The sequence below is a fragment of the Nocardioides sp. Soil777 genome (assembly GCF_001428425.1).
Lineage (GTDB): Bacteria > Actinomycetota > Actinomycetes > Propionibacteriales > Nocardioidaceae > Nocardioides > Nocardioides terrigena.
Genome location: NZ_LMSN01000002.1, coordinates 42,897 through 69,577 on the forward strand (window position 1 = coordinate 42,897; position 26,681 = coordinate 69,577).

Annotated in this window: 32 protein-coding genes; 26 read left to right on the forward strand and 6 right to left on the reverse strand. The window is 72.4% G+C overall.

The features are described from left to right. Positions 1 to 4 precede the first annotated feature (4 nt). The 3 genes from ASG88_RS03775 to ASG88_RS03785 all read left to right on the forward strand — a co-directional run bounded on the left by ASG88_RS03775 (position 5) and on the right by ASG88_RS03785 (position 2,405). On the forward strand, positions 5 to 1,099 hold the full coding sequence (locus tag ASG88_RS03775) for a ferrochelatase (RefSeq protein WP_056886102.1): 1,095 nt from the start codon (positions 5 to 7) through the stop codon (positions 1,097 to 1,099). Beyond that, positions 1,099 to 1,953 carry an inositol monophosphatase family protein gene (locus ASG88_RS03780; protein WP_056886103.1) on the forward strand — a complete coding sequence of 285 codons (855 nt, stop codon included), beginning with the start codon at positions 1,099 to 1,101 and terminating at the stop codon, positions 1,951 to 1,953. Before ASG88_RS03775 ends, ASG88_RS03780 begins: the two co-directional genes overlap by 1 nt. A 161-nt stretch (positions 1,954 to 2,114) precedes the next feature. Beyond that, a complete protein-coding gene (locus ASG88_RS03785; RefSeq protein WP_056886104.1) occupies positions 2,115 to 2,405 on the forward strand; it encodes a DUF4193 domain-containing protein in 291 nt (96 codons plus the stop codon). A gap of 117 nt (positions 2,406 to 2,522) precedes the next feature. Here ASG88_RS03785 and ASG88_RS03790 read toward each other — a convergent pair whose 3' ends face one another. Together ASG88_RS03790 and ASG88_RS03795 are read right to left on the reverse strand one after the other, a co-directional pair. Next, on the reverse strand, positions 2,523 to 2,855 hold the full coding sequence (locus tag ASG88_RS03790; protein WP_056886105.1) for a DUF4235 domain-containing protein: 333 nt from the start codon (positions 2,853 to 2,855) through the stop codon (positions 2,523 to 2,525). Between the two features lie 9 nt (positions 2,856 to 2,864). Further along, positions 2,865 to 3,314, reverse strand: a complete 450-nt coding sequence (locus tag ASG88_RS03795) for a DUF3093 domain-containing protein (protein WP_056886106.1) — start codon at positions 3,312 to 3,314, stop codon at positions 2,865 to 2,867. A 71-nt stretch (positions 3,315 to 3,385) separates the two neighbouring features. Here ASG88_RS03795 and dut point away from each other — a divergent pair, with 71 nt between their 5' ends. The 4 genes from dut to ASG88_RS03815 all read left to right on the forward strand — a co-directional run bounded on the left by dut (position 3,386) and on the right by ASG88_RS03815 (position 5,712). Continuing rightward, complete coding sequence (dut, locus tag ASG88_RS03800; protein ID WP_157559546.1) at positions 3,386 to 3,853, forward strand: dUTP diphosphatase; 468 nt, start codon at positions 3,386 to 3,388, stop codon at positions 3,851 to 3,853. A gap of 76 nt (positions 3,854 to 3,929) precedes the next feature. Continuing rightward, positions 3,930 to 4,592, forward strand: coding sequence for a DUF3710 domain-containing protein (locus ASG88_RS03805; protein WP_235534714.1), 663 nt, complete (start codon positions 3,930 to 3,932; stop codon positions 4,590 to 4,592). Between the two features lie 5 nt (positions 4,593 to 4,597). Next, positions 4,598 to 4,984: an OB-fold nucleic acid binding domain-containing protein gene (locus tag ASG88_RS03810; protein ID WP_056886109.1), complete on the forward strand. Its 387-nt coding sequence runs from the start codon at positions 4,598 to 4,600 to the stop codon at positions 4,982 to 4,984. Beyond that, positions 4,981 to 5,712 (forward strand): DUF3159 domain-containing protein, encoded by a 732-nt coding sequence (locus ASG88_RS03815; RefSeq protein ID WP_200956339.1) that lies wholly within the window; start codon positions 4,981 to 4,983, stop codon positions 5,710 to 5,712. The genes ASG88_RS03810 and ASG88_RS03815 overlap by 4 nt, the downstream gene beginning before the upstream one ends. Positions 5,713 to 5,736: 24 nt before the next feature. On the opposite strand, the gene ASG88_RS03820 is transcribed toward ASG88_RS03815, so the two are convergent. Together ASG88_RS03820 and ASG88_RS03825 are read right to left on the reverse strand one after the other, a co-directional pair. Continuing rightward, the gene (locus tag ASG88_RS03820) at positions 5,737 to 6,408 is read right to left on the reverse strand and encodes a potassium channel family protein (protein WP_056886110.1); all 672 of its coding nucleotides are present in this window, start codon (positions 6,406 to 6,408) and stop codon (positions 5,737 to 5,739) included. Position 6,409: 1 nt separating this feature from the next. Continuing rightward, the gene (locus ASG88_RS03825; RefSeq protein ID WP_056886111.1) at positions 6,410 to 7,072 is read right to left on the reverse strand and encodes a potassium channel family protein; all 663 of its coding nucleotides are present in this window, start codon (positions 7,070 to 7,072) and stop codon (positions 6,410 to 6,412) included. Positions 7,073 to 7,140: 68 nt separating this feature from the next. Between ASG88_RS03825 and ASG88_RS03830 the strand changes: the two genes are divergently transcribed. The 8 genes from ASG88_RS03830 (at position 7,141) to ASG88_RS03865 (ending at position 15,991) form a co-directional block, all read left to right on the forward strand. Beyond that, positions 7,141 to 9,183: an APC family permease gene (locus ASG88_RS03830; RefSeq protein WP_056886112.1), complete on the forward strand. Its 2,043-nt coding sequence runs from the start codon at positions 7,141 to 7,143 to the stop codon at positions 9,181 to 9,183. Continuing rightward, positions 9,180 to 10,322: a class I SAM-dependent RNA methyltransferase gene (locus ASG88_RS03835; RefSeq protein WP_056886113.1), complete on the forward strand. Its 1,143-nt coding sequence runs from the start codon at positions 9,180 to 9,182 to the stop codon at positions 10,320 to 10,322. Before ASG88_RS03830 ends, ASG88_RS03835 begins: the two co-directional genes overlap by 4 nt. A 139-nt stretch (positions 10,323 to 10,461) precedes the next feature. Then, on the forward strand, positions 10,462 to 10,809 hold the full coding sequence (locus ASG88_RS03840; protein ID WP_056886114.1) for a UBP-type zinc finger domain-containing protein: 348 nt from the start codon (positions 10,462 to 10,464) through the stop codon (positions 10,807 to 10,809). Positions 10,810 to 10,828: 19 nt separating this feature from the next. Then, a complete protein-coding gene (locus tag ASG88_RS03845; RefSeq protein ID WP_056886115.1) occupies positions 10,829 to 11,185 on the forward strand; it encodes a hypothetical protein in 357 nt (118 codons plus the stop codon). A 136-nt stretch (positions 11,186 to 11,321) separates the two neighbouring features. Further along, positions 11,322 to 13,991: an aconitate hydratase AcnA gene (gene acnA, locus ASG88_RS03850; protein ID WP_056886205.1), complete on the forward strand. Its 2,670-nt coding sequence runs from the start codon at positions 11,322 to 11,324 to the stop codon at positions 13,989 to 13,991. Positions 13,992 to 13,993: 2 nt separating this feature from the next. Next, positions 13,994 to 14,584 (forward strand): hypothetical protein, encoded by a 591-nt coding sequence (locus ASG88_RS23285; RefSeq protein WP_056886116.1) that lies wholly within the window; start codon positions 13,994 to 13,996, stop codon positions 14,582 to 14,584. Then, a complete protein-coding gene (locus ASG88_RS03860) occupies positions 14,581 to 15,345 on the forward strand; it encodes a sulfite exporter TauE/SafE family protein (protein ID WP_056886117.1) in 765 nt (254 codons plus the stop codon). Before ASG88_RS23285 ends, ASG88_RS03860 begins: the two co-directional genes overlap by 4 nt. A gap of 37 nt (positions 15,346 to 15,382) precedes the next feature. After that, a complete protein-coding gene (locus ASG88_RS03865) occupies positions 15,383 to 15,991 on the forward strand; it encodes a DUF3105 domain-containing protein (protein WP_056886118.1) in 609 nt (202 codons plus the stop codon). Positions 15,992 to 16,033: 42 nt separating this feature from the next. Here the strand turns inward: ASG88_RS03865 and ASG88_RS03870 are convergent, their stop codons facing one another. Next, positions 16,034 to 16,870 carry an alpha/beta fold hydrolase gene (locus tag ASG88_RS03870; RefSeq protein ID WP_056886119.1) on the reverse strand — a complete coding sequence of 279 codons (837 nt, stop codon included), beginning with the start codon at positions 16,868 to 16,870 and terminating at the stop codon, positions 16,034 to 16,036. A gap of 184 nt (positions 16,871 to 17,054) precedes the next feature. Between ASG88_RS03870 and ASG88_RS03875 the strand changes: the two genes are divergently transcribed. The 8 genes from ASG88_RS03875 to ASG88_RS03910 all read left to right on the forward strand — a co-directional run bounded on the left by ASG88_RS03875 (position 17,055) and on the right by ASG88_RS03910 (position 22,283). After that, positions 17,055 to 18,404, forward strand: coding sequence for a hypothetical protein (locus ASG88_RS03875; protein WP_056886120.1), 1,350 nt, complete (start codon positions 17,055 to 17,057; stop codon positions 18,402 to 18,404). Then, on the forward strand, positions 18,391 to 18,876 hold the full coding sequence (locus tag ASG88_RS03880) for a SigE family RNA polymerase sigma factor (protein WP_056886121.1): 486 nt from the start codon (positions 18,391 to 18,393) through the stop codon (positions 18,874 to 18,876). Before ASG88_RS03875 ends, ASG88_RS03880 begins: the two co-directional genes overlap by 14 nt. Positions 18,877 to 18,918: 42 nt before the next feature. Next, positions 18,919 to 19,221: an MTH1187 family thiamine-binding protein gene (locus ASG88_RS03885; RefSeq protein WP_056886122.1), complete on the forward strand. Its 303-nt coding sequence runs from the start codon at positions 18,919 to 18,921 to the stop codon at positions 19,219 to 19,221. Continuing rightward, positions 19,211 to 19,615 carry a YjbQ family protein gene (locus ASG88_RS03890; protein WP_056886123.1) on the forward strand — a complete coding sequence of 135 codons (405 nt, stop codon included), beginning with the start codon at positions 19,211 to 19,213 and terminating at the stop codon, positions 19,613 to 19,615. The genes ASG88_RS03885 and ASG88_RS03890 overlap by 11 nt, the downstream gene beginning before the upstream one ends. Before the next feature lie 5 nt (positions 19,616 to 19,620). Beyond that, positions 19,621 to 20,163, forward strand: a complete 543-nt coding sequence (locus ASG88_RS22890) for a hypothetical protein (protein WP_056886124.1) — start codon at positions 19,621 to 19,623, stop codon at positions 20,161 to 20,163. Then, positions 20,160 to 20,777 (forward strand): GNAT family N-acetyltransferase, encoded by a 618-nt coding sequence (locus tag ASG88_RS03900; RefSeq protein ID WP_056886125.1) that lies wholly within the window; start codon positions 20,160 to 20,162, stop codon positions 20,775 to 20,777. The genes ASG88_RS22890 and ASG88_RS03900 overlap by 4 nt, the downstream gene beginning before the upstream one ends. Positions 20,778 to 20,881: 104 nt before the next feature. Continuing rightward, on the forward strand, positions 20,882 to 21,865 hold the full coding sequence (locus tag ASG88_RS03905; RefSeq protein ID WP_082599876.1) for a formylglycine-generating enzyme family protein: 984 nt from the start codon (positions 20,882 to 20,884) through the stop codon (positions 21,863 to 21,865). A 46-nt stretch (positions 21,866 to 21,911) separates the two neighbouring features. Next, the gene (locus ASG88_RS03910) at positions 21,912 to 22,283 is read left to right on the forward strand and encodes a hypothetical protein (RefSeq protein WP_056886126.1); all 372 of its coding nucleotides are present in this window, start codon (positions 21,912 to 21,914) and stop codon (positions 22,281 to 22,283) included. Here ASG88_RS03910 and ASG88_RS03915 read toward each other — a convergent pair. After that, entirely contained in the window at positions 22,251 to 22,832 is a 582-nt protein-coding gene (locus tag ASG88_RS03915) for a hypothetical protein (protein ID WP_157559543.1), read from the reverse strand. The two genes, ASG88_RS03910 and ASG88_RS03915, sit on opposite strands and share 33 nt — an antisense overlap. A gap of 70 nt (positions 22,833 to 22,902) precedes the next feature. Between ASG88_RS03915 and ASG88_RS23715 the strand changes: the two genes are divergently transcribed. The 3 genes from ASG88_RS23715 to dxs are packed head-to-tail and all read left to right on the forward strand — an operon-like array spanning position 22,903 to position 26,600. Next, a complete protein-coding gene (locus ASG88_RS23715; RefSeq protein ID WP_235534715.1) occupies positions 22,903 to 23,751 on the forward strand; it encodes an NUDIX domain-containing protein in 849 nt (282 codons plus the stop codon). After that, entirely contained in the window at positions 23,748 to 24,680 is a 933-nt protein-coding gene (locus tag ASG88_RS03930) for an SMP-30/gluconolactonase/LRE family protein (RefSeq protein ID WP_056886128.1), read from the forward strand. The genes ASG88_RS23715 and ASG88_RS03930 overlap by 4 nt, the downstream gene beginning before the upstream one ends. A 15-nt stretch (positions 24,681 to 24,695) precedes the next feature. Continuing rightward, the gene (gene dxs / locus ASG88_RS03935; RefSeq protein WP_056886129.1) at positions 24,696 to 26,600 is read left to right on the forward strand and encodes a 1-deoxy-D-xylulose-5-phosphate synthase; all 1,905 of its coding nucleotides are present in this window, start codon (positions 24,696 to 24,698) and stop codon (positions 26,598 to 26,600) included. Positions 26,601 to 26,681 lie beyond the last annotated feature (81 nt).

A 26,681-nucleotide genomic window follows, 5' to 3' on the forward strand; every position in this document is an offset into this window, starting at 1 on the left:
CGACATGAATCCCGATGTGTCGCCGTACGACGCCCTCCTGCTCCTCTCCTTCGGCGGTCCGGAGAAGCCGGACGACGTCGTGCCGTTCCTCGAGAACGTCACCCGCGGACGCGGCATCCCCCGTGAGCGGCTCGAGGAGGTGGGGGAGCACTACTTCCTCTTCGGCGGTCGCAGCCCGATCAACGACCAGAACCGCGACCTGCTCGCGGCCATCCGCGAGGACCTCGCCGGCAGCGGCATCGACCTCCCGGTCTACTGGGGCAACCGCAACTGGGACCCGTACCTGGCCGACACCCTGACCCAGATGCGTGACGACGGCATCCAGCGCGCGGCGGTGATCACCACGTCGGCGTACTCGTCGTACTCCTCGTGCCGTCAGTACCGCGAGAACCTCGCGGATGCTGTCGCCGCGGTCGAGGGGGCCCCGCGCCTCGAGCGGCTCCGGCAGTACTACAACCACCCGGGCTTCGTGGAGCCCGTCGTGGACGCCACGCTGGCGGCGATGGCCGACCTCCCCGACGCGGTCCGCGAGGGCGCCGAGCTGGTCTTCGTCACCCACTCCATCCCCACGTCCATGGCCGAGTCCAGCGGGCCGCCGCTCGAGGGCGGCAACGCCTACGTGCGCCAGCACCTCGCGGTGGCCGAGGAGATCACCGGCCGGGTGCGTCAGGAGACCGGCCGCCGCCACAAGCACGAGCTCGTCTACTGCTCCCGCTCCGGCGACCCGCGCACCCCTTGGCTGGAGCCCGATGTCAACGACCACCTCGAGGCCCTTGCCAAGCGCGGCGTCGCCGCCGCCGTGATGATCCCGGTCGGCTTCGTCTCCGACCACATGGAGGTCATCTACGACCTCGACACCGAGGCGATGGCCACCGCCGAGAAGGTAGGCATCGAGGCCGTCCGCGCCGCCACCCCGGGCATCGACCCGCGCTTCGTCGCCATGGTGCGCGACCTGCTGGTCGAGCGTGCGGCGGTCGAGCGGGGCGAGGAGGTCGCCCGCAGCACGGTCGGCGACCAGAGGCCCTGGCGCGAGATCTGCGCGGCCGGGTGCTGCCCCAACCCGCGTGGCCCGCGCCCGGCGCTCTGCGGGTCCGACTGATGTCCCACGACCCGGTAGAGCTGCGCGACATCGCCTCCACCATCGCCCGCGAGGGCGCCGACCTGGCCCGTCGCATGCGCCACGGCGGCATCGACGTGGCCGACACCAAGTCCAGCGCCGTCGACGTCGTCACGGAGGCCGACCGTGCCGTGGAGGCGCTCGTGCGGCGTCGGATCCTCGAGCAGCGCCCCGACGACGCGATCCTGGGGGAGGAGGGCGACGACCACCCCGGGACCAGCGGGGTCCGGTGGGTCGTGGACCCGATCGACGGCACCGTCAACTACCTCTACGGCCTGCCCGACTGCGCGGTCTCGATCGCCGCGGAGGTCGGGGACGAGGTCGTCGCCGGCGTCGTCGTCACGATCCCGACCGGGGTCGAGTACGCCGCCGCCCGCGGCCACGGTGCCACCCGCGACGGCGTCCCCATCTCGGTCCGACCCGCTCCGCCGCTGGCCGAGATGCTGGTCCTGACCGGTTTCGGCTACCGCACCGAGGTGCGTGCCCACCAGGTCGCGTCGGTCGCCCGGTTGCTGCCGCAGGTCCGTGACGTTCGTCGCATGGGCTCCTGCTCGCTCGACCTGTGCCACGTCGCCGACGGGAGCGGGGACGCGTACGTCGAGGAGGGGCCGGCCCGGTGGGACTGGGCGGCGGCGTCCCTGGTCGCCACCGAGGCCGGGGCCGTGTTCGCCCGCCTGCCGGGCCGGATGAGCGACCACCTGGCCCCCGTGGAGGCGCAGATGGCGGCCACTCCGGACTGGCCGGAGCGGTCCGTGATCGCGGCAGCCCCGGCCGACGGCTGGGACGACTTCCTCGGCGCCCTGGAGGCGGCGGGTTTCGTGGCCGACCACCCCTGACGGGGCGGGGAATACCGGCGGTCTGAGGCGTGTTGCGGCGACACGTCGAGACCGGCGTGGCGCATGCGCCGGTCATGGTGCACAATCCACCCGCGACGAAGAGGATGAACGATCCAATTTTGCGCTGACGACGTGGATCGCTCGGCATGGGAGAGGGAGCAATGGCTACTGACTACGACGCGCCACGCAAGACCGAAGAGGACCAGAGCGAAGAGAGCATCGAGGAGCTCAAGGCGCGGCGGCACGACAAGAACTCGGGCAAGGTCGACGAGGACGAGGCCGAGGCGGCCGAGTCCTTCGAGCTGCCCGGTGCCGACCTGTCGCACGAGGAGCTCGCCGTCGAGGTGATGCCCCGGCAGGAGGACGAGTTCACCTGCATGAGCTGCTTCCTGGTCCACCACCGCTCGCAGCTCGCGGACGAGAAGAACCTCATCTGCCGCGACTGCATCTGAGTCGAGTGCGCCGGGGACGGCCGTCCCCGCGACAGGCAGCACCGCACACGTCGAAGGCCGCGGACCCCGAGGGGTCCGCGGCCTTTCGTGCGCCCGCCCCGTGGGGCGGCCGGTGGGTCAGCTGGTGGGGGTGGGCGCCTTGTCGGCGTCCTGGTCGTCCTTCTGCAGCCCGGGCGGCAGGTGGCCGGTGGACCTCGTGTAGTAGTTGGCCGCCCGGCGGGTGGCCAGCATCCGGGCGATGGCGATGAGCGTGCCGCTCACCGCGGCCCACGCCACGGCCTCCCACACGTCGACGTCGGGATCGGCCGGGTTGGCCGGCGGGTTCTTGCCGGTCGCCGCGCGCCAGGTGGTGTTGAGCCCCTTCTTCGCGACGGCGGCGGCGCCGAGCGCCGCGGCGAGGGAGAAGACCGACCAGACCTTGCTGCTGTTGTTGCTACTGCTGGATGCCATACAGGCACCCTACCCAGCGGACCGGGTCCCCATGAGCGCTGCCGCCAGGCGGTCCGGACGGCGGGTGCTGACGAGCCAGTACGGCGTGGGGTCGGCCGGGTCCGTGATCTCGACGCGGACGCCGCGCTTGAGGTAGGGCCGCAGCAGCAGGTAGGCGCGGGCGTCGGCGTCCTGCCCGGCCACCCGCCGCATCTCCTCCGCGTCGAGGGGGGTCACCTCGCCGACGTGCTCGAGCCCGATGCGGGCCTTGCCGGCCTGCAGGCGGCCGTCGGCGACGACGACCCGGGCCGCGCCGTACGACACGAACGCGACCACCAGCCCCGCCATCGCGAGCCCGGTGACGGCCCACGCCACGACGGGCGGGGTCGCCACCACCACGGCCAGCCACAGCGTGGCCACCAGCATGGTCCCCTGCACCCACCAGCGCAGCGGGACGCCCAGTCGTTCCGCGTACTCCACGTCGCAGAGCCTAGGCGGCACCCCTGCGGGTAGATTCACCGCCCGTGCCCGACGAGCTCCCCACCACCGATCTGCCCGCCGATCTCCCCACCGACCTCGACGTCGCGATCGTGCGCCTCGACCCCGACCTGCCGCTGCCGTCGTACGCCCACCCCGGCGACGCCGGGGCCGACCTGCGCACGACCGTCGACGTGACGCTGGCACCGGGGGAGCGGGCCCTGGTGCCCACCGGGATCGGCATCGCGCTGCCGGACGGGTACGTCGCGCTGGTGCACCCGCGCTCGGGGCTCGCGGCCCGCCACGGGCTCTCGATCGTCAACAGCCCCGGGACGGTCGACGCGGGCTACCGCGGCGAGGTCAAGGTCATGCTGATCAACCACGACCCGATCGAGGCGGTGGAGCTGCGGCGCGGCGACCGGATCGCCCAGCTGGTGATCCAGCGCTTCGAACGCGCCCGGTTCGTCGAGGTCGGGCAACTCCCCGACTCCGTGCGGGGCGAGGGGGGCTACGGTTCTACAGGGGGCTTCGGTCGTCCCTGACCGCTCGCCCCCGGTCCCCACGGACCGCGAAGGATGCCCACGGCCCACCCGGGTCGTCATGAAGGAGTGATTGTTCGTGAAGTTCCGCCGCAAGGCCGAGCCCACGCAGGCGCCGGACGAGTCCGCCCCGTCCGCCGCCGGTGAGACCACCGCCGCGACCGGGGACGAGACCGCAGCCCCTGTCGCACCGACCGGCTCCGGGCCGTTCGACGAGTCCGAGGTCGCCGGCGACGGCGTCGAGCGGGTCGACCTCGGGTCCCTGCTGGTCGCCCCCACCCCGGGCCGCGAGCTGCGCCTGCAGGTCGACGAGCCGACCGGCACCGTCCAGGCCGTGATGCTCGCGGGCCCCGACGGGGCCCTGGAGTTCCAGGCGTTCGCCGCACCGCGCAACGGCGACCTCTGGTCGACCGTGCGCCCCCAGATCGCCGCCGACATCGCCCGGCGTGGTGGCACGACCACCGAGCGCGAGGGGCGTTTCGGCACCGAGCTGCTGTGCCAGGTGCCCGTCCAGCGTCCCGACGGCACCCCGGCGACCCAGCCGTCGCGCATCATCGGGGTCAACGGCGACCGCTGGATGCTCCGCGCCTCGCTGCTCGGTCGCCCCGCGCTCGAGCCCGACGGGGCCGAGGAGTGGGAGGACGCGCTCGCGCAGGTCGTCGTACGCCGCGGGTCCACCGCCATGCCGGTCGGCGAGCCGCTGCCGGTCGTGCTGCCCGAGCAGGCTCGACGGGTCAACTGATCGCCATGCCCGACACCGCCGGCCCGTCCCCGCACCGCAGCCGACTGCGGCGCAGCCTCTCGCGCTGGGCCGACTCGGAGGACCAGCACGCCCGGGACCTCCGCAAGACGCACGCGACCGTCGCCGGCGAGACCTGCATCGCTGATGCCCCCGACCGGGAGCACGTGCGGCTGCGGGGCACCGTCAAGACCGTGACGCTGCGCCCGCGCGGCGGTGTCCCGGCGCTGGAGGCCGAGCTCGACGACGGCACCGGCGTGGTGCTGATCGTGTGGCTGGGCCGCCGCCGGATCGCCGGGGTGGGGCCGGGTCGCGCGATGTACGTCGAGGGCCGCATCGGCACGGCCACCGGCCACCGGGTCGTGTTCAACCCGCGCTACGAGCTGATCCCGTGAGCGAGCCGTCCGCGTCGTCCCCGTCCGCCCCGTCCCATGTCGCCTCCGTCGAGACGGTCGAGGAGGTCGTGCGCCGGCAGCTCTCGCAGGCCCTCGGCGGCCGGCGGGGCATGGTCGAGGCGGCCGTCCCGACCATCGTGTTCACCGTCCTGTGGCTCACCACCCGCGAGATGCAGCTGGCGCTGGCCGTCAGCGTGGGGGCGGCGCTGGTGCTGCTCGTCGTACGCCTCGTGCAGCGCTCCAGCGTCCAGTTCGTCGTCAACGCGCTGGTCGGCATCGGCATCGGATGGTTCTTCGTGCAGCGGTCGGCTGCGGCCGGCGGCAGCGCCGACGACCAGGCGCTGGCCTACTTCCTGCCCGGGATCCTCTACAACTCCGGCTACACCGTGGTGCTGGTCTTCACCATCGTGATCGGCTGGCCGCTCGTCGGCTTCATGGTCGGCAGCGTGACCGGTGATGCGACCGCCTGGCACCGCGACAAGCAGGTCGTCCGGCTCTGCTCGCTGCTCACCTGGATGCTGGTCCTGCCCTGCGTGGTGCGGGTCGCCCTGCAGGCGCCGGTCTGGCTGGCCGGGACGTCGGGGTCGATGGACGCCGACACGGCCGTCGCCGCCCTGGGCATCATGAAGATCGCCCTCGGCTGGCCGCTGCAGCTCGCCGCCCTCGGTGGCATGGTGTGGCTGCTCGCCCGCAACCACACCCCGATGGAGCCCGCGCCGGCCGAGTGACCCCCGGCTGCGGGACCCGGGGGCTCAGCCGCCGTGGTTGTGCGGCGAGAGGAGCCGCTCGAGCCCCTCCTCGACGTCGGCCGGCACCACGAAGAGCAGCTCGTCGCCCGCCTCGAGGGGCTGCTCCGCGGACGGGGTGTAGACCTGCCCGTCGCGCAGGATGGTCACCAGCGCGCAGTTGTCGGGGAACGGCACCAGTCCGCTCGGGGTGCCGACGTACGGCGACTCCGGCGGCAGCGTCATCTCGACCAGGTTGGCGTTGCCCTGGCGGAAGGTGAACAGGCGCACGAGGTCGCCGACCGTCACGGCCTCCTCGACCAGGGCGGACATGATCCGCGGCGTCGACACGTTGACGTCGACGCCCCAGGCCTCGGTGAAGAGCCACTCGTTGTTGGGGTGGTTGACCCGACCGACGGTGCGCGGCACGCCGAACTCCGTCTTGGCGAGCAGCGACGTCACGAGGTTGGCCTTGTCGTCACCCGTGGCGGCGATGACCACGTCGCACTTGTCGAGCTGGGCCTCCTCGAGCGAGGACATCTCGCAGGAGTCCGCGAGCAACCACTCGGCGTTCGGCACCCGCTCGGGCCGGATGGCCGAGGGGGACTTGTCGATGAGCAGGACCTGGTGGCCGTTGTCGATCAGCTCGCGAGCGATCGATCGGCCGACGGCACCGGCCCCGGCGATGGCGACCCTCATGTCAGCCCTCCTCCGGTCCGTGGTCGAGCACGGAGTAGGCGTGCGCGGCGCCTTCCTCGCGGATGACGAGGTGCAGCATGTCGCCCTCCTGGATGACGGTGTCGCGGGTGGGCAGCATGCCCTCGCCCAGGCGGTCGATCCACGCGATGCGGCTGCGGGACTGCTCCTGGAAGTGGATGGTGCGCTGGCCGACCCAGTGCTCGGGGACGCGGATGTGGTCCACGCGGATGGTGCCCGACGGGTCGCGGAAGTCCGGCTCGGCGCCCGCCGGCAGGATCCGGCGCAGCACCTGGTCGGCCGTCCACTTGACCGTGGCGACCGTGGTGATGCCGAGGCGCTGGTAGACCTCGGCGCGACCCGGGTCGTAGATGCGGGCGACGACCTGCTGGATCCCGAAGGTCTCGCGGGCGACACGCGCGGCGATGATGTTGGAGTTGTCGCCGCTCGAGACCGCCGCGAAGGCGTCGGCGCGACGGATGCCGGCCTTCTCCAGGACCTCCTGGTCGAAGCCGTAGCCGGTGACCTTGTCGCCGTTGAAGGTCGGCCCCAGGCGTCGGAACGCGTCGGGGTCGCTGTCGATGATTGCGACCGTGTGGTTGCGGTCCTCGAGGCTGCGGGCCAGCGTGGAGCCGACCCGGCCACATCCCATGATGACGACGTGCACGGACGCACCGTATCCCAGTCGGGCGGCGATCCCGACGGCTCGCCCCAGGGTGGCTAGGCTGTCCGCTCGTGGGTGTCGGCGACGTATCTAAACGGATCCTGCTCGGGCGCAAGCTCCGGAGCAGCCAGCTGGGGGAGACCCTGCTGCCCAAGCGCATCGCGCTGCCGGTCTTCGCCTCCGACGCCCTCTCCTCGGTGGCGTACGCACCGGACGAGATCTTCATCATGCTCGCGGTCGCCGGCGCCTCGGCCTACGCCTGGTCCTGGAAGATCGGCCTCGCCGTCGCGCTGGTGATGCTCACCGTCGTGGCGTCCTACCGCCAGACCGTGCACGCCTACCCGTCGGGCGGCGGCGACTACGAGGTGGCCACCGTCAACCTCGGTCGCTCGGCCGGCATCACCGTGGGCAGCGCGCTGCTCGTGGACTACGTTCTCACCGTCGCGGTGTCGATCTCCTCTGCCGCCCAGTACGCCGCGGGGGCCATCCCGGCGCTGATCGGCCACGAGGCGCTGGCCGCGTGCGTCGCAGTGGCCCTCCTCGCCGCCCTCAACCTGCGCGGGGTGCGCGAGTCCGGGACGTTCTTCGCCGTCCCGACCTACCTCTTCATGGTGGCCATCCTCGGCATGTGCGCCTACGGCCTGATGCGGCTGCTCGCCGGGGACCTCCCCGACGCCGAGAGCGCCCAGCTGCAGATCCAGCCCCAGGAGGGCTGGGAGGGGCCGCTGACCCAGGTGGCGCTCTTCTTCCTGCTGGCGCGCGCCTTCTCGTCGGGCTGTGCCGCCCTGACCGGCGTCGAGGCGATCTCCAACGGCGTCCCCGCCTTCCAGCGACCGAAGAGCCGCAACGCCGCCACCACGCTGCTCCTGCTGGGCCTCATCGCCATCAGCATGATGATGAGCGTCATCGTGCTCGCCAAGCAGATGAGCATCCGCTACGTCGACCCGCACGAGCTCGAGCGGCTGCGCACGGCCACCGGAGACGCCCTGCCCGAGGGCTACGAGCAGCACCCGGTGATCTCCCAGATCGCGGCGGGCGTCTTCGACCAGTTCCCGCCCGGCTTCTACTTCGTGGTGTCGGTGACCGGCGTGATCCTGGTGCTGGCCGCCAACACGGCGTTCAACGGCTTCCCGGTGCTCGGCTCGATCCTCGCGCAGGACGGCCTGGCCCCGCGCTCGCTCGGCTCCCGTGGCGACCGCCTCGCCTACAGCAACGGCATCGTCTTCCTGGCCGTCATGTCGATGCTGCTGATCTGGGCCTTCGACGCGGAGACCACCAAGCTGATCCAGCTCTACATCGTCGGCGTCTTCGTGTCCTTCAACCTCAGCCAGCTCGGCATGATCCGGCACTGGACCCGGCACCTGCGCACGGAGCGCGACCCGGCCGTGCGGCGCCGGATGATGCGCTCGCGCGCCATCAACACCTTCGGCCTCGGCCTCACCGCGGTGGTGCTGGTGATCGTGCTGATCACCAAGTTCCTCGCCGGCGCGTGGATCACGATCATCGCGATGGGCTTCTTCTTCCTCGTCATGCAGGGCATCGCCAAGCACTACGACCGCGTCGAGCTCGAGCTCGCGGCCGACGAGCAGGACAAGGTGATGCCGACCCGCGTGCACGCGATCGTGCTGACCTCCAAGCTCCACAAGCCCACGCTGCGGGCGCTGGCCTTCGCCAAGGCGACCCGGCCCAACGCCCTCGAGGCGATCTACGTGTCGACCGACCCGGTGGCCACGGCCAAGCTGATGGAGGAGTGGGACGAGCGGCACATCGACGTCCCCCTCAAGGTCCTGCACTCGCCGTACCGCGAGGTGACCCGGCCGATCGTCCAGTACGCCCAGGAGATCCGGAAGTCCAACCCCCGCGGGGTGGTCGCCGTCTACATCCCCGAGTACGTCGTCGGGCGCTGGTGGGAGCAGCTGCTGCACAACCAGACGGCACTGCGCCTCAAGGGCCGGCTGCTGTTCGCGCCCGGGGTCATGGTCATCTCCGTGCCCTACCAGCTGCGGTCGTCGCGCATCGCCCTCGAGCGCGAGGAGGCCCTGGAGGGCCGCGTGCACGCCGGGGACCTGCGCCGCGGACGCGTCGACTCCAAGCGCAACCCCAACGAGCGATGAGCCGGTCCACCAGGCCGCGCCGGGCGCGCGGGCGATCACGTGTCGGGGAGCGCTTCGAGGCCGAGGTGGGCCCGGTGGCGCACGGCGGGCACTGCATCGTCCGGCTGCCCGAGCCCGAGTCCCGGGTGGTCTTCACCCGGCACGCGGTGCCGGGGGAGCGGGTGGTCGTCGAGATCACCGAGGGCACCGACGGCGACCGCTTCTGGCGCGGCGACACGGTCGAGGTGCTGTCCCCGTCGCCGGACCGGGTGGAGGCGCCGTGCCCGGTGGCCGGCCCCGGGCTCTGCGGTGGCTGCGACTTCCAGCACGTCGCGGTGCCGGCGCAGCGTGACCTCAAGGCCGCGGTGGTGCGCGAGCAGCTGGTCCGGCTCGGACGCCTGCCGGCCGACGACCCGCTCGTCGCGGGACTCGTGGTCGAGGCCGTCCCCGGTGACGACCACGGCCTGCGCTGGCGCACCCGCATGCAGTGGGCGCGCACCGACGACGGCCGTCGGGGCCTGCGGGCGCACCGCTCGCGCCGCGTCGTACCCGTCGACGACTGCCTCATCGCCCACCCCGACGCCCGCACCCCCGAGCCCGGCCCGCCGATCACCGAGACCGTCGAGGGCCGTGACTTCGCGGTGGAGCCCGACGGGTTCTGGCAGGTGCACCCGGGGGCGCCGTCGGTCCTCGTCTCGACGGTGCTCGAGCTCCTCGACCCGCAGCCGGGGGAGCGGGTGCTCGACCTGTACGCCGGCGTGGGGCTCTTCGCCCGCTTCGTCGGCGAACGCACCGGCTCCCGGCTGGTCGCGGTCGAGGGTGACCGGGCCGCGTGCGCGCACGCCCGCACCAACCTGGCCGGCCACGAGGGCGCGGTCGTGGAGCACGGGCCCGTCGACCGGGTGCTCGCGTCGTCGTACGACGAGCCCTTCGACCTCGTCGTCCTCGACCCGCCCCGCGAGGGCGCCAAGCGGGTCGTCGTGGAGCAGGTCGTCGACCGGGCCCCGCGCGCGGTGGCGTACGTCGCCTGCGACCCCGCCGCCCTCGCCCGCGACCTCGCGATCTTCGCCGAGCACGGCTACCGGCTCGAGCGGCTGCGCGCCTTCGACCTCTTCCCGATGACGCACCACGTGGAGTGCGTCGCGCTGCTGGTGCGCTGACCCCTCGGGGACCAGCCCCTGAAGATCCGCGCAGGTGCGTGGAACTACGGGCGGTGACCGGGGACCAGCCCTGCATTTCCGCGCAGGCGAGTGGAACTCCACCCTCGCGCTCGCGCCCCCGCGTCGGTAGCGTCGCGCCATGAGCGACAACGGGTTCGACCCGAGCGCACCGCCGAGCGGTCCCGGGTGCGTGGAGTGCGAGGAGGCCGGCGGGTGGTGGGTGCATCTGCGCCGGTGTGCGCAGTGCGGCCATGTCGGATGCTGCGACTCGTCCCCGAGCCAGCATGCGACGGCGCACCACCGCGAGACCTCGCACCCGGTGATGCAGAGCTACGAGCCGGGGGAGGACTGGTTCTGGGACTTCGTGCGCGAGAAGGGCGTCCTGGGCCCGGTGCTCGCACCGCCGACCTCGCACCCCGATGACCAGCCGGCCCCGGGGCCGGCCGGGCGGGTGCCCGACGACTGGCGCGACCACATCCACCAGTGAGCCGGCCGGAGGGGGAGCCATGGCGTCGTACGCCGTCAACGAGGCCTCGGTCGGGCACGCCCGCAAGTTGATCGAGGCCCGCCAGTACGTCCTCGACAGCGACTGGGGGGAGGTCCAGCCCGACGCGGCCGCGCAGAACGCCTACCTCGAGGGGCACACCTGGGAGGAGTACGCCGCGTGGCACCTCGGCCTGACCGACGGGGCGAACGACGGCACCAAGGCCCGCTACGCGTTCGGCTACGGCGACCTGCGCCGGGTCCACCGCAGCGGCCTGATCGCCTGCGTCTACCGCGCCGCGGAGTGGCGCCACAAGCAGGTGGAGCTCGCGGCCCACGACCTCCTCCAGCGGCTCGACGCGCGGGCCGGCATCACGTGACACCTCTCTCGGCATCATGTATCTTGATGTCGAGATAAACACCCGCACCCGAAGTTAGGTGTGCCTTGCTTCCGCAGGCTCGACGTCCGTGGGCAAGATGGGTGCAGACCCGACGACTCAACAGGAGATGTGGCTGATGGCCAGTCAGGACAGCTTCGGCGCCAAGAGCACCCTGGACGTGGACGGAAAGTCCTACGAGATCTTCCGCCTCGACAAGGTGGTGGGTGAGGGTCTCGACGTCGAGAGCCTGCCCTTCTCGCTCAAGGTGCTGCTCGAGAACCTCCTCCGCACGGAGGACGGTGCGGACATCACCGCCGACGACATCAAGGCGATCGCCGGCTGGGACGCGGACGCGGACCCCAGCAAGGAGATCCAGTTCACGCCGGCGCGCGTGATCATGCAGGACTTCACCGGCGTCCCGTGCGTCGTCGACCTCGCCACCATGCGCGAGGCGATGGCCGAGCTCGGTGGCGACGCGACCAAGATCAACCCGCTCGCGCCCGCCGAGATGGTCATCGACCACTCCGTGATCGCCGACGTCTTCGGCACCCCCGAGTCGTTCGAGCGCAACGTCGAGATCGAGTACGAGCGCAACCGCGAGCGCTACCAGTTCCTGCGCTGGGGCCAGGGCGCCTTCGACGACTTCAAGGTCGTCCCGCCCGGCACCGGCATCGTGCACCAGGTCAACATCGAGCACCTCGCCCGCACCGTCTTCACGCGTGAGGTCGACGGCGAGCTGCAGGCCTACCCCGACACCTGCGTCGGCACCGACTCCCACACCACCATGGTCAACGGCATCGGCGTCGTCGGCTGGGGCGTGGGCGGCATCGAGGCCGAGGCCGCGATGCTCGGCCAGCCGGTCAGCATGCTCATCCCGCGGGTCGTGGGCTTCAAGCTCAACGGCGACCTGCCCGAGGGCGCGACCGCGACCGACCTCGTCCTCACGATCACCGAGATGCTGCGCAAGCACGGCGTCGTCGGCAAGTTCGTCGAGTTCTACGGCCCCGGCGTCTCCGCGCTCCCGCTGGCCAACCGCGCCACCATCGGCAACATGAGCCCGGAGTTCGGCTCGACCATCGCGGTCTTCCCGATCGACCAGCAGACGGTCGACTACCTGCGCCTCACGGGCCGCTCCGAGGAGCAGCTCGCGCTCGTCGAGACCTACGCCAAGGAGCAGGGCCTCTGGCACGACCCGGACGCCGAGCCCCGCTACAGCGAGCGCCTCGAGCTCGACGTCTCCACCGTCGTCCCGTCGCTGGCCGGCCCGAAGCGTCCCCAGGACCGCGTCGAGGTCACCAAGGCCAAGGAGGGCTTCCGCACCGCCCTCGCCGACTACACCGACGACCCGGGCGCGACGGCCACCGTCAACCTCGACGGCCAGGAGTTCGAGATCGGCCACGGCGCCGTCACGATCGCCGCGATCACGTCGTGCACCAACACGTCCAACCCGAGCGTGATGATCGGCGCGGCGCTGCTCGCCAAGAACGCCGTCGACAAGGGCCTGTCCCGCAAGCCGTGGGTCAAGACCACGCTCGCGCCCGGCTCCAAGGTCGTCAGCGACTACTACGACCGGTCCGGCCTCACGCCCTACCTCGACAAGCTCGGCTTCAACCTCGTCGGCTACGGCTGCACGACCTGCATCGGCAACTCGGGCCCGCTCATCCCCGAGGTCTCGGCCGCGGTCAACGAGGCCGACCTCGCCGTCACCAGCGTGCTGTCGGGCAACCGCAACTTCGAGGGCCGGATCAACCCGGACATCAAGATGAACTACCTCGCGTCCCCGCCGCTGGTCGTCGCCTACGCGCTGGCCGGCTCCATGGACGTCAACCTGTACGACGACCCGCTGGGCCAGGACCAGGACGGCAACGACGTCTACCTCAAGGACATCTGGCCGAGCCCTGCCGAGGTCGAGGAGACCATCGCGCAGGCCATCAACTCGGAGATGTTCGGCGAGTCCTACAAGGACGTCTTCGCCGGCGACGAGCGCTGGCAGTCGCTGCCCACGCCCGAGGGCAACACCTTCGCGTGGGACGAGAACTCGACGTACGTCCGCCGTGCGCCGTACTTCGACGGCATGCCCGACGAGCCCACGCCGGTCGAGGACATCGACGGCGCCCGCGTCCTGCTCAAGCTGGGTGACTCGGTCACGACCGACCACATCAGCCCCGCGGGCGCGATCAAGAAGGACAGCCCGGCCGGTCGCTACCTCGCCGAGCACGGCGTCGGCCAGCGTGACTTCAACTCCTACGGCTCGCGCCGTGGCAACCACGAGGTCATGATCCGCGGCACCTTCGCCAACATCCGGCTGCGCAACCAGCTGGCCCCCGGCACCGAGGGCGGCGTGACGCGCGACTTCACCGCCGGCGGCGAGGTGACGAGCGTCTTCGAGGCCTCGGAGAACTACATCGCCGCGGGCACCCCGCTGGTCGTCCTGGCGGGCAAGGAGTACGGCTCCGGCTCGTCGCGCGACTGGGCGGCCAAGGGCACCTCGCTGCTCGGCGTCAAGGCGGTCATCGCGGAGTCCTACGAGCGCATCCACCGCTCCAACCTCATTGGCATGGGCGTCATCCCGCTGCAGTACCCCGAGGGCCAGAGCGCCGAGTCGCTCGGGCTGACGGGCGAGGAGACGTTCTCGATCTCCGGGATCACCGCGCTCAATGACGGCAGCACGCCCAAGACGGTGAAGGTCAAGGCCGGCGACGTCGAGTTCGACGCCACCGTCCGCATCGACACCCCGGGTGAGGCCAACTACTACCGCAACGGCGGGATCATGCAGTACGTCCTGCGCAACCTGCTCAAGGGCTGACCTTGCCCGAGTCGTCGGACTTCATGGCCCGGGTACGGGCGGCCGCCAGCGATGGCGGTCGCCTGTCCCCGGGCTCCATGGCGTCCTGGGAGGTCTTCCCCTTCGAGCGCGAGGGCCTGCGGGTCCGCCCGCTCGAGGAGTACGTCGTCCCGGAGCCGGATCGCCGCAAGGCGCCGGAGGACTGCAAGAGCTGCTCCGCGCTCGGACGCGAGGACCTCGTGCTGCACCGGGGTGACCGACTCGGCGTGATCCGCCCCGGTGGCTGCAACCTCGTCTTCGTCGCCAACATCGTGTCGTTGTCCCACGAGATGCTCGACGACCTCGACGACGACGGGCACGTCGAGCTGGGGCGGCTCGTCGGACGCACGTACGCCGCCATGAAGGCGCTCGACGGCGTGGGCAACGTCCACGTCAACAAGTGGGAGAACGGCACCGGCCACCTCTCCGTCACGCTGCTGGCGCGCCCCGAGGGCGTGCTCCAGCTCCGTGGCTCCAACCTGGCCGCCTGGGCCGACATGCTCCCGCCCACCCCGGCGGACGAGCTGGCCGCCCGCGCCGACCTCGTGCGGCACGCCCTGACGCGCGCCGGGTGAGCCCCGCCCTGGGCGACGCCCTCGGCGCCACCTGGGTCGGTGTACCGGTCTGGACGATCGCCGTCATCGGACTGATCGTGCTGGTCGGAGCCTTCGTGCAGGCCACGATCGGGCTGGGGCTCGGCCTCCTCGGGGCGCCGTTGATCGCCCTGATGGAGCCCCAGCTGGTCCCCACCCTGCTGCTGCTCCTCGCCGTGCCGGTCTCGACCGCCGTCCTCGTCGTCGAGCGGCACCACGTCGACTGGCGGGTCGTGGCCTGGGCGCTGCCCGCCCGGGTGCCGGGCACGCTGCTCGGCGTCTGGCTCGTCACCGCCATCGCCGGTCGCTGGCTCGGGGTGGCGGTCGCGGTGATGGTGCTCGTCGCGGTCGCCCTGGCGCTCCACACCGTGGAGGTGCGGCAGACGCCGGCGACGCTGGTCGGGGCCGGGTTCGTGGCCGGTACGGCGGGGACTGCCGTGGCCGTGGGGGGACCCCCGATGGCGATCGTGATGGCCCACCGACCGCCCCGTGAGGTGCGCGGCACGCTGTCGCTGTTCTTCGTCGCCGGCTCGGTGATGAGCGTCGTGTGGTTCGCCGTCGTGGGGGAGCTGCCCCGCTCGTCGATCGCACTGGCGGTGGCCTACCTGCCGTTGCTCGCGATCGCGTTCCCGCTGGGCAGCCTGGCCAACCACCGGTTGCCCCGGGAGCGGTTCCGACGTGGCGTGCTGGCGCTGTGCGCCCTGTCGGCCGTCGTGCTGCTGGTGCGCTCGCTCGTCGGGTGAGGGCGAGCTGCTTCGACCGCCCCCGTAGCCTGACGCGGTGAGCGAGACCGAGACGGACGACCGGCCGGAGCGACGATCCCCGGTCCTGCTGGTCCTGTCCTCCGTGGTGGCCGTGGTCGTGATCGGCGGGGCGCTCGCGGCTCCGCTCGTGGCGCGGGTCGCCGGCTACGAACGGGCGCCGCTGGACCTGTCAGACGTGCAGACGTGGGAGATCGACGACACGCGCCACACCGACGGCGACGTCGACTACCCGCACACGCCGCCGGCCGGCGGGCCGCACGCCCCTGTCTGGCTGGACTGCGGCGTCTACGACGTGCCCGTGCGGGACGAGAACGCCGTGCACGACCTCGAGCACGGGACGGTCTGGATCACCCACGACCCCGAGCTCTCCGAGCGCGACCTGGAGGAGCTCGCCGAGCAGCTGCCCGACAACGGGATCATGTCCCCGCGCGAGGACCTGCCGTCCCCCGTGGTCGTCACGGTCTGGGGCGCGCAGCTGGCCCTGGACGGGGTGCGCGACGAGCGGCTCGGCCTGTTCCTCGAGGAGTACGGCGACGGGCACACCGCGCCGGAGTTCGGCGTGACCTGCAACGGCGGCACCCCGGACCCAACCGGCGCGGTGCCGGAGCCAGGCATCGGGGCCTGACACCCGCACCGCACGGCCGGTGCCCGCGTCGTACGTCGTGCGTCAGCGGGCGAGGAAGTCGATCAGCGCCCGGTTGAACTCGGCGGCGTGGCTGACGTTGAAGCCGTGCGGCGCACCCTCGACGACCACGAGCTCGGAGCCGGGGATGGCCGCGTGGGTCCGCTGGCCCGAGCCCTCGAAGGGCACCGTGGCGTCGCCGTCACCGTGGATGACCAGGGCGGGCACGGTGACCTTGGTCAGGTCGTCGCGGAAGTCCGTCGTGCCGAACGCCTCCATGCAGCCGAGCGCGGCCTTCTCGTCGCTCTGGTGGCTCAGCCTGATGGCGTCCTGGCGCTGCTCCTCGGTGACCTTGAGCTCGCCGTCGACGGAGAAGAAGTCCTTCGTGAAGCCGTCGAAGAACGTCGTCCGGTCGTCCTTGAGCCCCTGCTCCATCTCGCCGGCGGCCTCCTCGGTGAGGGGGCCGTCGGGGTTGTCGTCGGTCTTGAGGAGGTACGGCGGGACGGCGGCGGCGAACACCACCGAGTGCAGCCGGTCCTGGCCGTGCTTCGCGACGTACCGCGCGACCTCGCCGCCACCCATCGAGAAGCCGACCAGGGTCACGTCGGTCAGCTCGAGCTCGGAGAGCACGCCGTCGAGGTCGTCGGCGAGGGTGTCGTAGTCGTAGCCGCCGGAGGGCTTGTCGCTGCGACCGAAGCCGCGGCGGTCGTAGGCGACGACGCGGTAGCCGGCGTCGCGCAGGGCGCCGGTCTGCTCGCTCCACGACTCGGCCGACAGCGGCCAGCCGTGGATCAGGACGACGGGGCGGCCGCTGCCGCCGGTGTCGTCCACGTGCACCTTGGTCTTGCTCAGCAGTCCGGAGTTGGCGGTGACTTCAGCCACGTCGGTCCTTCCGTCGTCGGGTGTCCCCTCGTGGAACACTCGGTTGCCTTTTCAACCTAGCGTCTTGTGCACAAGGTGTTTCCACCCGCAGAGGTGTCCACAAGAAATTCCTCTCGTGGCACCCCTCCGTACGGCCTGCTCGACGCGTGTGGACGTGTGAGGCTTTCCCGGACCAGGAGCTCCCATGACCATGCACGTGAAGGACCGGCTCGAGCGGCTCTCCGACGAGGCGCCGAGGTACGTCGGCGCGCCCGGCGACCTGTGGCGACGCGGCAGGCGGCGACAGGTGCGCCACTGGCTCGCGGGCACCGGGGCGCTCGTCGTGCTGGCCGGCCTCGGCGGGGTCGCCGCCGGACCGGTGCTCGCGCCCGACGGCGTCGACGTGGCCTCGACCGCCGCCACGGAGCTGCGGCTCCCCGACGTGTTCCGCCAGCCGGGCGAGTGGGAGCCCGCCTTCGACGGGCCGCCCGGGCCGCTGGTCGCGGTCGGGCCCGGTGTCCGCGGAGGCCTCCTCAACCCTCGCAACGCCTGGTGGGGGGTCTCCGGCACGACGGGGGAGTCCCGCTTCCTCGACCTGCCCGACGCTGTCGTCGGGTCGGAGGCCGACCCGGCGCTGTCGGAGGACGGTCGGCTGCTTGCCTACTGGTACACCGGGGCGACCACCGACGAACCGATCGTCCAGGGCGACGCGGACCCGGCCGTGGGCGTGGCCGTGCTCGACCTGGTCACGGGGAACGTCCAGCGCTGGGACACCGGGACCCCGCACGGGCTGATGACCTCCGGCCTGGTGTGGGCCGGGGATGTGCTGTGGTGGGTGGGCGGCGACTTCGCGGCCGGAGGCACGGACGAGGAACGGGGCGGCATGAGCTCGGCACGCCTGTCCGTGCACACGTGGGACCCGACGTCGGACGATCGTCGGACCCGCGAGGGCGTGGGGGTCTCGATGCACGCGAGCGGCAGCGCGCCCGGTGGGGCGCTGGTGCCGGGGCGGGACGGGTCGCTGCGCCTGCTCGTGGGGGACGAGGTCGCCCGCAGGATCTCGTTCGACCAGGACCTCCTGTTCCAGCAGAGCACAACCCCTGCCCTCAGCCAGTCGGGCCTGCTCGCCGGAGTGCTGCACGAGGATCCGTCCGTGTACGACGACGTCCCGCACCCGGTCCTGGTGGGGGAGGTGGACGCCGACACCGGCGCGGTCCGTCTCGCGCCGGTGGGAGACGTGCTGGCCTGGTCCGTGCTCGGCTGGCGTGGCCCGACCGAGGTGCTGGTCGACGCGACGGCCACGTCGGACGGCACGCAGCGCGTGATCGCGCAGGTCGTGGACGTCCGCTCGGGAGACGTCGTCGGGCCCCTCGCGGAGTTCCACGGCAACGTGCCCGACAGCTTCGCGTCCGGGGTCTGGTCCGCCGACCTGGTGGACGCGCCGGACGCCCCCTTCGCCCCTGACCACCGACTCGTCGGGCTCGCCATCGCCGGGGCGGTCCTGCTGCTCGTCCGGGCGGGGCTGGCGGTGAGGCGTCGTCGTGACCGCTCCTGACTCGTTCGAGGCCTTCGTCGTGGCCCGCCAGGCCGCGTTGCTGCGCACCGCCTACCTGCTGACCGGGCACGCCCAGGACGCCGAGGACCTCGTCCAGATGGCCCTGGTCAAGGTGGTGCCGCACTGGCGACGCATCGCGGACGACCCCGAGCCCTACCTCCGTCGCGTCCTCGTCCGGGAGAACATCTCGCGGTGGCGACGCCGGCGGTGGCGCGAGGTCACCTCCGACGCACTGCCCGAGGTGCTCGCCGAGTCGCCCGACCACGACGACCTGCTCTGGGTGCGCGCCGCCCTGGCGGAGCTCTCGCCGCGGCAGCGCGCCGTGGTGGTGCTCCGCTACTACGAGGACCGCACCGAGGCGGAGACCGCGGACCTCCTCGGCATCTCCGTGGGCACGGTCAAGTCGCACGCCCGCGACGCCGTCGCCCGGCTGCGCGCGGGGCTGGTGCGCGAGCCCGCCGAGCGGACCTGACGGCCGACGTCGCGGCCGCTGCGCGCGTCGTACGGTGGGGTCATGCTCGTTGCCTTCTCGATCTCCCCGACGTCCAGCGACCCGAGCGGGTCGGTCACCGAGGCCGTCGCGGCCGCCGTCCGCGTGGTGCGCGAGTCGGGCCTGCCGCACGAGACCAACGCGATGTTCACCAACATCGAGGGGGAGTGGGACGAGGTGATGGCCGTGGTCAAGCGGGCCGTCGACGTCGTCGCCGAGGTCTCCCCACGCGTGGGCCTGGTGCTCAAGGCCGACATCCGTCCCGGGTACGACGGGCAGCTCACCGCCAAGGTGGAGCGCATCGAGGAGACCCTCCGTGGAGAGTGAGGTCCGGTCCTACCGCACCGGCGGCCAGGAGGTCGTCCTCGACCTGACCCGCGACGCGGCGGCCTTCGTGGACGGTCGCGGCGACGGGCTGCTGCACGTCTTCGTCCCGCACGCCACCGCCGGGCTGGCGATCCTCGAGACCGGCGCCGGGTCCGACGACGACCTGCTCGCCGCGCTCGGTGACCTGCTGCCTGCCGACGACCGGTGGCGGCACCGGCACGGGTCGCCCGGGCACGGCCGCTCGCACGTGATGCCGGCCCTCGTGCCGCCGTACTGCTCCGTGCCCGTCCTCGGCGGGCACCTCGCGCTCGGCACCTGGCAGAGCGTCTGCCTGGTGGACCTCAACGTCGACAACGCGCAGCGCGACGTGCGGTTCTCGTTCCTCGCTGGCTGATCGTCGTGGACCTGTGCCGGGCCACCCCCGCGGAGCGGGCCGCGTCCCTGCCCGGCGACGAGCTGGTCGCAGCCGACGTGGTCATGGACCGCGGCTTCTCCCTCGCGGCCGCGCCCGGCGAGGTGTGGCCGTGGCTGGTGCAGCTCGGCAAGCGGCGTGCCGGGTGGTACCTCCCGGCCGCGGTCGAGAGCTGCGTGCCCCGCTCACGCCGGGCGCTGCGCCACCTCGACCCGGTGCTGCTCGAGCACCGGGTGGGCGACGTCGTCCCCGACTGGGGAGGAGCGGACGCGACCTTCACGGTCGCTGCGGTCGAGGCGCCGCGGCTGCTTCTCTACACCTCTCGCCGCGGGCGCACCGACCTCACGTGGTGCCTGCACCTGTCACCGGAGTCCGCGGGCACGCGCGTCCACCTGCGGTTGCGGCTCGGGCCGGTACGCCGCGTCCGGCTCGCCGAGGTCGGCGGCGGGTTCGTCGACGTCCTGACCGTCGCCGGGCTCGCCGCGGGGCTGCGGGAGCGGGTCGAGCGCCCGGATACCCTGGGCCGGTGAGCGAGGCCGACCGGACCGTCGTACGTGCCGCCACCGAGGACGACCGGGCCGGTATCGACCGGGTGATCCGGGACGCCTTCGGCGCCGAGGACCCCGCGGAGGGCGACAAGGTGGCCGCCCTCTGGCCCGACGTGCGGGCGAGCGGGCACGTGCTGGTCGAGCTGGTCGCCGTCGCGGACGGCCGCGTCGTGGGGCACGTGGGCATCAGCCGGTGCTGGATCGACGCCCGCCGGGCTCTGGTCGAGGCTGCGATGCTCAGCCCGCTGAGCACGGCGCCCGACGTGCAGCAGCGGGGGATCGGTACAGCGCTCGTGCGCGCGGCCGTGAGCGCCTCCGAGGCGCTGGGCGGTCCGGCGCTCTTCCTCGAGGGGAGCCCGGCCTTCTACGGTCCTCGCGGCTTCTCGAGAGCCAGCGCCCACGGGTGCGAGGCGCCCTCGCGGCGTACGCCCGACGCGGCGTTCCAGGTGGTGCTGCACCCCGGGTCCGAGGACTGGATGGCCGGACGGGTGGTCTACCCCGAGGTGTGGTGGCGCCACGACTCCGTGGGCCTGCGCGACCCCGACCTGGCCTTCCTGGAGGAGCTCTTCGCGCGGGAGCTCCCGCCGCCCGCGTGAGCCGGGCGGCAGACACCTCACCCGGGAGGGGTGAGGCAGGCTCCGACGCGTGCTCCTAGCGTCGGGACCGGCGAAACCCCTCGCCGCTGGCCGAAGGGACCTCCATGCTGGACCCGGAGACTCGCGCGGACGGGAGCGGTACGGACGCCCACGGCTGCTGTGCTCCTTCGCGGGGCCCGGCGGCCGAGGCGCACCCCGCTCGAGGTCCGGCGGCCTCGCGGGACAGCCGCCCGTCGGAGCCCGAGACCCTCGTGCTGGTGCCCGGCGGCCACTTCGCCATGGGGAGCGAGCACGCCGGGGCCGACCCGGCGGACGGCGAGGGTCCGGTCCACGAGGTGGAGGTCCCCTCGTTCCGGATCGACTCCGTGGCGGTGGACAATGAGCGCTTCGCAGCCTTCGTCGACGCCACCGGCCACCGCACCGACGCCGAGAGGTACGGCTGGTCCTTCGTCTTCGCCGGCCACCTCCCGGACGACTTCCCGGACACGGCCGGGGTGGCCGCCGCCCCGTGGTGGCGCCAGGTCCTCGGCGCCGATTGGCGACACCCCGAGGGACCGCACTCCACGGTCGAGGGCCGAGCCGGCCACCCGGTCGTGCACGTGTCCTGGACGGATGCGACGGCCTACTGCGCGTGGAGCGGCACCCGGCTCCCCACCGAGGCCGAGTGGGAGTACGCCGCCCGCGGCGGGCTCGAGGGTGCCACCTTCCCGTGGGGCGACGAGCTCGAACCCGGTGGCACGCACCGGATGAACGTGTTCCAGGGACAGTTCCCGGGGCACGACACCGCGGCGGACGGCTACGACGGCACCGCCCCGGTCACGGCGTACCCACCCAACGGCCACGGGCTCCACAACATGACCGGCAACGTCTGGGAGTGGTGCGCCGACTGGCACGACCCGGGCTACTACCGACGCTCGCCCCGGCGGGCGCCGGCGGGGCCGGAGGCGGGGGCGCACCGGGTCATGCGCGGCGGTTCGTTCCTGTGCCACGCGTCGTACTGCGAGCGGTACCGCGTCGCGGCACGCAGCGGGAGCGACCCCGCGAGCAGCACCGGGCACGCCGGCTTCCGGGTGGCGGCTAACCTCTGACAGTGCCGCGATTGCGTTCGAACGGACGTTCGAGAGATGATGAGGCATGGTCTCCTCCGTCGCGCCCCCCGGCTGGCCGCGGGAGGTCCGCCCGCCGGACGCTCCCGACTGGGAGGTCACCGCGGCGAGCTGGCTCCTGGACCTGTGCCCCGCCGAGTACCGCCGCTACCCCGGCCTGCGGCGCCACGTCGTGGTGCTGGCACGGTTCGCCGTGCTGCACGTCGAGGCGCAGCAGGCGGCCTGCCGTCGCGGGCTCAGCCAGATCCGGGCCGACCTCAAGGACGTGGCGACCCTGGAGGTCGTCGACGCTGCGGTCCAGACCTTCCAGCTGGACGACGCGCGCCTCCAGTCCACCCGTCGCGCCGTCGGGCTCGTCGAGGACGCGCTACGCGGCCGCAGGTACGTCGCGCGGCTCTGAGGAGCGGCCCGGCACCCACCGTGGTACCACCTCGGGCCACCAGCGCCGCAGGGTCCAGACGTACAGGAGCGTCAGCGGCAGCCAGCCCAGCAGGGCGTGGCCGAACGGGTGGACCGTGTCGGGGAAGTCGAGACCACCGTTGCCGTCGGCCTCGCACAGGCTCGGCACCTCGCCGGCCCAGCAGGGCGTCACGACGTGCGGCACGAGCTGCGCGCCGACGAGCACGACCAGCGGGCCGGCCACCAGGAGAACGCACCTGAGCACCACCGCCCGCGCCTGCGACTCGGTGAGCACCATCGCGGCGGAGGTGACGGCCAGGACCAGGGCGAGCACCACCAGCACGGTGGGGGCGACCGGCAGGTCCGCGACCTGCTCGACCCCCGACGGCAACGGCTCTGACTCCGACGCTGCGTCGGCACCCAGGTCGGGGAAGACGAAACCCAGCAGCGCCACCGCCGTGCCCGCGACGATCGCCGTCGCGGCCGCGAGCACGGTGAACGTCACCGACCCTCGTCCGACCTGCAGCGCCCTCGTCCCCCGGGTAGCCATGGACCCATGGTGCCGTGGCCACCGCACGCGTGTCATGCCCCAGGTCGGGCACGTGGCTAGGGTCGCGGGCATGCACACCTTCGCCTCCGTCGCGGTCGTCGACCACCGCGGTCGGGTCCTGATGCAGGAACGCGACGAGCACGCGAGGTTCGACCCCGACCGCTGGTGCCTCCCGGGTGGCGGGGTCGAGGAGGGTGAGGACTTCCGCGCGGCCGCCGTCCGCGAGCTCGCGGAGGAGACCGGTCTCGTGGTCGAGCCGCACCACCTGGACTCCCTCGGTGTGACCCGCTTCCACAACCCGGCGTGTGGTGGCGAGGATGACTTCGAGACGTTCGTCGTGCGCCTGGGCGTCTCCGACGACGACGTGGTCTGCGGCGAGGGACGCCAGATGGTGTTCGTCGACCCGGCGCGTTTCGACGACCTCCCGCTCGTCCGTGCCGCCACCCTCATGCTGCCCCGGGTCCTGGAGTGGCGCGACGCCACCGGGCAGCACCTGTTCGCCGGTGTCCTCCTCGTCGACCCGCGCGGCCGGCTGCTGCTGCAGGAGCGGGACGAGCACCCCCGCATCGACCCGGAGAAGTGGGGCCTCCCCGGCGGCCACCTCGACCCGGGCGAGGACTTCGAGCCCGGCGCCTACCGCGAGCTCGAGGAGGAGACGGGGGTCCGGCTGGCCCCCGGGACCCTGGAGATGTGGAGGGAGTTCGTGGTCGACCACCGGTCGGCCTACGGCACCTTCGACCGGATGCAGGTCTTCGTCGCCGCGACCGACCTCACCGACGACGACATCGAGTGCCACGAGGGTCGGCGGATCGTGTTCGTCGATCCGGTGGAGGCTCGCGGCCTCGACCTCTCCAGCGCGGCGGCCGACATCGTCCCGGCCTTCCTCGACTCGCCGACGTACGCCAGCATGGCCCCATGACCTTCACCGTCCACCCCGTGCCCGGTCCCGGCGCCGAGGACGTCGTCGTCGCGCCCGACGGCCACGTCTACACCGGCACCGAGGACGGCTCGATCTTCCGGCTCAGCCCCGACGGCCGGCGGGTCCAGCGGGTCGCGCACACCGGCGGGCGTCCGCTGGGGATCGAGCTCTTCGACGACGGCGACCTCCTCGTCTGCGACGCCCACCGCGGCCTGCTCGTGGTCCACGTCGCCGGCAGTCCGGACGGGGCCGACGCCCCCGTCGAGACGCTGCTCACCCGGGTCGACGGCACCGCGATGCGCTTCTGCAACAACGCGGCGATCGCGGGCGACGGCACGATCTGGTTCAGCGACTCCTCGACCCGCTTCGGGATCGAGCAGTGGAAGGACGACTTCGTCCAGGACACCCGCACCGGACGGCTGCTGCGGCGCGACCCCGACGGCACGGTCACCGTCGTCCTCGACGGCCTCGCCTTCGCCAACGGGGTCGCCCTGGCCGCCGACGAGGGCTTCGTCGCCGTGGCCGAGACGGGCGCGCGCACCGTCGTACGCCACTGGCTCCGGGGCCCGCGGGCGGGGGAGCGGGACCTTCTCGTCGGCGACCTGCCCGGATATCCCGACAACATCGCCCGCGGCAGCGACGGGCTCATCTGGGTCACCATCGCCAGCCCCCTCGACCCGCTCGTCGAGCGGCTCCAGAAGGCCCCCCACGTGGTGCGCAGGCTCGTCACCCGGATCCCCGAGCGCCTGCAGCCCAGCCCGCAGCAGACGATCCGGGTGCAGGCGTACGACGACGACGGCGCGCTGGTGCACGACATCGACCTGCACGTCCCCGGCTACCACATGGTCACCGGGGTCCGGGAGCACGCGGGCCGGGTCTGGATGGGGAGCCTCCACGAGCCGGCAGTGGCCGTCTACGACCTGGCATGAAATAGACTCCCCGCCATGGGTCATCTCGAGTCGATCACGTCCCCGCAGGACCTGCGCGGGCTCAGCGACGACCAGCTGGAAGCGCTGGCCGCGGAGATCCGGGACCTCATGATCCGGACCGTCGCCACCAACAGCGGCCACCTCGGTCCCAACCTCGGCGTCGTGGAGCTCACGCTGGCGATCCACCGGGTCTTCGAGAGCCCGCACGACCGCGTCGTGTTCGACACCGGGCACCAGTCCTACGTCCACAAGCTCGTCACCGGGCGGCGCGAGGCGTTCGGGACGCTGCGCAAGGAGGGTGGCGTCAGCGGCTACCCGAGCCAGGCCGAGTCCGAGCACGACATCGTGGAGAACTCCCACGCGTCGACCGCGCTGTCCTACGCCGACGGCCTGGCCAAGGCCTACGCCATCCAGGGCCTCGAGCGCCACGTCGTGGCCGTCATCGGCGACGGTGCCCTCACCGGCGGCATGGCCTGGGAGGCGCTCAACAACATCGCGATCAACCCGCAGAGCCGGCTCGTGATCGTGGTCAACGACAACGGCCGCTCCTACACGCCCACCATCGGCGGCCTCGCGACGGCGCTCACCACGCTGCGCACCGACCCCCAGTACGAACGCCTCCTCGAGGTCGTCAAGCGCCGCCTCAACGCCGTCCCCGGCATCGGGCACGCGGCGTACGACGCGCTGCACGCGGTCAAGAAGGGCATGAAGGACGCCCTGGCCCCGCAGGGCCTCTTCGAGGACCTCGGCCTCAAGTACGTCGGTCCGATCGACGGCCACGACCGGACGGCCATGGAGGGCGCGCTCACCAAGGCCAAGCGCTTCGGCGGTCCGGTCATCGTGCACGCCATCACCCGCAAGGGCTACGGCTACGACCCGGCCGAGCGGCACGAGGCCGACCAGTTCCACGCTCCCGGCCCCTTCGACGTCCAGACGGGCGCCGAGAAGCCCAAGGGACGCATCTGGACCGACCACTTCTCCGACGCCATGGTCGAGGTGGGCGAGCGCCGCAAGGACGTCGTCGCCATCACCGCCGCGATGATGCACCCGGTGGGCCTCGACACCTTCGCCACGAGGTTCCCCGAGCGCACCTTCGACGTCGGCATCGCCGAGCAGCACGCCGCGACGTCGGCCGCCGGCCTGGCCATGGGCGGTCTGCACCCGGTCTTCGCCGTCTACGCGACCTTCCTCAACCGCGCGTTCGACCAGGTCCTGATGGACTGCGCCCTGCACCGGTGCGGTGTCACGTTCGTGCTTGACCGCTCCGGCGTCACCGGTGACGACGGCGCCAGCCACAACGGCATGTGGGACATGTCGATCCTCCAGGTCGTGCCCGGCCTGCGACTGGCCGCGCCGCGCGACGTCACCCGGTTGCGAGAGCTGCTCGACGAGGCCGTCGAGGTCTCCGACGCGCCCACGGTGGTGCGCTTCCCCAAGGGCCCGCCGCCCGAGGACATCGACACCCTGTCCAAGGCGGGTGGCGCCGACGTCCTGGTCCGCAACGGCGAGCAGGACGTCCTCGTCGTCGCCGTCGGCTCCATGTGCACGGTCGCCGTCGACGTGGCCGAGCGGCTCACGGCGCAGGGGATCGGCGTCACCGTGGTCGACCCGCGCTGGGTCAAGCCCGTCGACCCCGCGATCGTCGACCTGGCGCGCCAGCACTCGCTGGTCGTCAGCATCGAGGACAACGGCCGCATCGGGGGCTGTGGTGCCGTGCTCCTGCAGACCCTCAACGACGCCGGCGTCACCACCCCCTTCCGCCTGCACGGCATCCCGCAGGAGTTCCTGGACCACGCCAAGCGCGACGTCATCCTGGCCCGCATCGGGCTCGATGCGCAGACCATCGCGCGGGGCATCGTCGAGGACGTCACGGCCCTCGACGACGGTCGCCTGTCCGTCGACGCCCCGCACCCGAGCTGACCACCGGTCGACCCCGACCCCCGCCCCAGCGGGTCCTCTCGACGCGCTCCTGACCCGTCCGGTACGGCGGGTGCCGGTGCC

Bases quoted from the DNA above. Each gene is read 5' to 3' on its own strand.
- ASG88_RS03775 (WP_056886102.1), top strand. From the start codon at position 5: ATGAATCCCGATGTGTCGCCGTACGACGCCCTCCTGCTCCTCTCCTTC.
- ASG88_RS03780 (WP_056886103.1), top strand. From the start codon at position 1,099: ATGTCCCACGACCCGGTAGAGCTGCGCGACATCGCCTCCACCATCGCC.
- ASG88_RS03785 (WP_056886104.1), top strand. From the start codon at position 2,115: ATGGCTACTGACTACGACGCGCCACGCAAGACCGAAGAGGACCAGAGC.
- ASG88_RS03790 (WP_056886105.1), bottom strand. From the start codon at position 2,855: ATGGCATCCAGCAGTAGCAACAACAGCAGCAAGGTCTGGTCGGTCTTC.
- ASG88_RS03810 (WP_056886109.1), top strand. From the start codon at position 4,598: ATGCCCGACACCGCCGGCCCGTCCCCGCACCGCAGCCGACTGCGGCGC.
- ASG88_RS03820 (WP_056886110.1), bottom strand. From the start codon at position 6,408: ATGAGGGTCGCCATCGCCGGGGCCGGTGCCGTCGGCCGATCGATCGCT.
- ASG88_RS03835 (WP_056886113.1), top strand. From the start codon at position 9,180: ATGAGCCGGTCCACCAGGCCGCGCCGGGCGCGCGGGCGATCACGTGTC.
- ASG88_RS03840 (WP_056886114.1), top strand. From the start codon at position 10,462: ATGAGCGACAACGGGTTCGACCCGAGCGCACCGCCGAGCGGTCCCGGG.
- ASG88_RS03845 (WP_056886115.1), top strand. From the start codon at position 10,829: ATGGCGTCGTACGCCGTCAACGAGGCCTCGGTCGGGCACGCCCGCAAG.
- acnA (WP_056886205.1), top strand. From the start codon at position 11,322: ATGGCCAGTCAGGACAGCTTCGGCGCCAAGAGCACCCTGGACGTGGAC.
- ASG88_RS03875 (WP_056886120.1), top strand. From the start codon at position 17,055: ATGACCATGCACGTGAAGGACCGGCTCGAGCGGCTCTCCGACGAGGCG.
- ASG88_RS03885 (WP_056886122.1), top strand. From the start codon at position 18,919: ATGCTCGTTGCCTTCTCGATCTCCCCGACGTCCAGCGACCCGAGCGGG.
- ASG88_RS03905 (WP_082599876.1), top strand. From the start codon at position 20,882: ATGCTGGACCCGGAGACTCGCGCGGACGGGAGCGGTACGGACGCCCAC.
- ASG88_RS03910 (WP_056886126.1), top strand. From the start codon at position 21,912: ATGGTCTCCTCCGTCGCGCCCCCCGGCTGGCCGCGGGAGGTCCGCCCG.
- ASG88_RS03915 (WP_157559543.1), bottom strand. From the start codon at position 22,832: ATGGCTACCCGGGGGACGAGGGCGCTGCAGGTCGGACGAGGGTCGGTG.
- ASG88_RS23715 (WP_235534715.1), top strand. From the start codon at position 22,903: ATGCACACCTTCGCCTCCGTCGCGGTCGTCGACCACCGCGGTCGGGTC.
- ASG88_RS03930 (WP_056886128.1), top strand. From the start codon at position 23,748: ATGACCTTCACCGTCCACCCCGTGCCCGGTCCCGGCGCCGAGGACGTC.
- dxs (WP_056886129.1), top strand. From the start codon at position 24,696: ATGGGTCATCTCGAGTCGATCACGTCCCCGCAGGACCTGCGCGGGCTC.